Source organism: Planktothrix sp. FACHB-1355, from assembly GCF_014748295.1.
Taxonomy (GTDB): Bacteria; Cyanobacteriota; Cyanobacteriia; order Cyanobacteriales; family Aerosakkonemataceae; genus Aerosakkonema; species Aerosakkonema funiforme_A.
In genome coordinates this window covers 1-2,422 of the sequence record NZ_JACJUP010001080.1, presented here as the reverse complement: position 1 = coordinate 2,422, position 2,422 = coordinate 1, and the positions used below count along the sequence as shown (strand labels likewise).

Annotated in this window: 3 protein-coding genes; all 3 read left to right on the top strand. The window is 43.5% G+C overall.

Features of this window, described 5'->3' with window-relative positions; translation table 11 throughout:
- A partial coding sequence (locus H6S82_RS29235) for a CHAT domain-containing protein (RefSeq protein ID WP_191057177.1) occupies positions 1 to 1,196 on the top strand: 1,196 nt, incomplete at its 5' end.
- Positions 1,197 to 1,313: 117 nt separating this feature from the next.
- Positions 1,314 to 2,093 (top strand): DUF928 domain-containing protein, encoded by a 780-nt coding sequence (locus H6S82_RS29230; protein ID WP_190462577.1) that lies wholly within the window; start codon positions 1,314 to 1,316, stop codon positions 2,091 to 2,093.
- Between the two features lie 26 nt (positions 2,094 to 2,119).
- On the top strand, positions 2,120 to 2,422 hold a 303-nt coding region (locus H6S82_RS29225; RefSeq protein ID WP_191057176.1), incomplete at its 3' end, for a CHASE2 domain-containing protein.

The window sequence follows — 2,422 nt, the reverse complement described above, 5'->3', positions numbered from 1 at the left end:
TCTATCGCGAGCTAGTTGGGTTATTGCTAGATGAAAGCTCAGACTACTCTGCTGCATCAACGGAAAATTCAAAATCCAAAATTCCCAATCGCATCGCTCAAGCTCGTGAGTTAATTGAAGCGCTACAACTAGCAGAATTAGACAATTATTTTCGAGAAGCTTGTTTGAATGTCAAACCGCAACAAATTGATGCGATCGATCGGCAAGCCGCAGTTATTTACCCGATTATTTTGAGCGATCGTTTAGAAGTAATCTTATCTTTGCCAGAAAAACCTCTGCGCCACTACAAAACCGATTTGCCCGAAAGTAAAGTAGAAAGTATTCTCGAACAATTGCTAGAATCAATCAACCCGATTTTTTCCCAGGAAGAGCTTTGGCAAGTATCCCAACAAGTTTATGATTGGCTGATCCGACCGGCAGAAACAGATTTAGCTACAAGTGGAATTAAAACTTTGGTGTTTGTGCTGGATGGTTCTTTGCGAAATTTGCCAATGTCAATTCTTTATGACGGTCAAAAATATCTGATTGAAAAATACAGTATCGCTATAACTCCCGGTTTGCAATTACTACCAACGCGATCGATCTCTGCAAAGCACCTAGAAGTTTTAACCGCCGGACTTACTGAGTCTAGAAGTGGGTTTTCAGCTTTACCGGGAGTCGAGGCGGAATTAAAAAGAATCGCATCGGAACTGCCTTCCCAAATACTTTTGAATCAGCAGTTTAGCGAAGAAAACTTATCTACGCGAATAAAAGCGGCTTCATTCCCGATCGTACATTTAGCCACTCACGGTCAATTCAGTTCTAACCCAGATGAAACATTTATTCTTGCTTGGGATAAAAAACTGAATGTCCGGCGGTTTGAAGAAATATTACGCTCTAGAGAAGGAAAAGAAACCAGTGCGATCGAATTGCTTGTCCTGAGTGCCTGTCAAACTGCCGCCGGGGATAATCGCGCTGCTTTGGGATTGGCAGGAGTAGCGCTCAAATCGGGCGCACGCACTACTTTAGCGACCTTGTGGTCGGTAAAAGATTTATCCACCGCCACCCTCATCACCGAGTTTTACTCTCAACTTGGCCAACCTCATGTTACTAAAGCGGAAGCTCTCCGTCGCGCTCAACTATCATTGTTAAAAACACCCCAATTCGAGCATCCGTTCTACTGGTCTCCCTTTGTTTTGGTAGGAAATTGGTTATAAGAGCGGCGGAGAAATGTAAAAATGTTTTTACACAACCTTAATCAAAACTTTGTAATTGTTATACATGACCGAGATATAGTAATTATAATACCTAGTTTTAGATCCAGGGATTCAATTATGAGCAGCCCCAAAAATTTTCTACCTCTGACAATATTTTCGCTAGCCTTATCTTCACAAATCCTGCTGAGTTTAGGTATAGCAAAGCAATCACAGGCAAAATTTATACCGAGTAACGAAAACCACAATCAACTAAAGTCATTAATCGAGATAAATTTTGACCCGCCGAGCGACGGAAAACCGAGCGATACCGCCGGGGGAGCATCGCGCAGTCCGGATGGTAAGGTTTGTCCTCAAGATGCAAAAGCAAACACACCTTGGATAGCCCCACTGATGCCAACCACTACGCAAGCAAAAACAGCCGCAAAGCATCCGACATTATTTGTTTATATGCCGGAAACTTCAGCTAGAAAAGTATTTTTTACTTTGAGGGATGAGACAAAAAAAAATATTTATCGAACAATGCTGACAATTACTGGGCAAGCGGGTATTGTCAGTATTAAAATACCGGATGAAGCACCGGAGTTAGAAACGGGCAAGAATTACAAGTGGTACTTTGTGGTCGTATGTGGAAATACGGTCAGACCAGATAGTCCGGGAGTAGAGGGAGAGATCCGGCGAGTCGAACCGAATCCGGAACTAAACAGTCAAATACAAAAAGCGACACCAGTAGAGCGTGCAGCTTTGTACAACAACGAAGGGCTTTGGTACGATACAATTGCCACTGTGGCTGAGCTAAAGCGATCGCAACCCCAAGATACAAAGATAACAACTATGTGGGAGGAATTGTTAAAATCGGTGGGATTAGAAGCGGTTTCAAAACAGCCACTATTAAACTAGAAGCTTTTTTCTAGTTTGAAATCCGAATGTTACCCAATCCTATACTTCGCCCACTCCAACGATCGATCGGACAATGGCGCGGCGTGCTGATTACCGCACCAAGCATTGCGGGGTTAGCAATTCTCGCTAACTCAGTGGGTTTGTTTCAAATGCTGGAATGGGCGACTTTGGATTTATATTTTCGCCAGCGACCTTCTGAGCCGATCGACGAGCGGATCGTTATTGTCAGGGTGGATGAGTACGACATCAAACAAATTGGCAAATGGCCCATTCCTGATGCTGTCTTAGCAAAAGCGCTCGATCACCTGAAAGCACAACAACCGCAAGCG

What these genes read in the sequence shown, in the direction of transcription:
- H6S82_RS29230 (WP_190462577.1), top strand. Translation starts at nt 1,314, where the DNA reads ATGAGCAGCCCCAAAAATTTTCTACCTCTGACAATATTTTCGCTAGCC.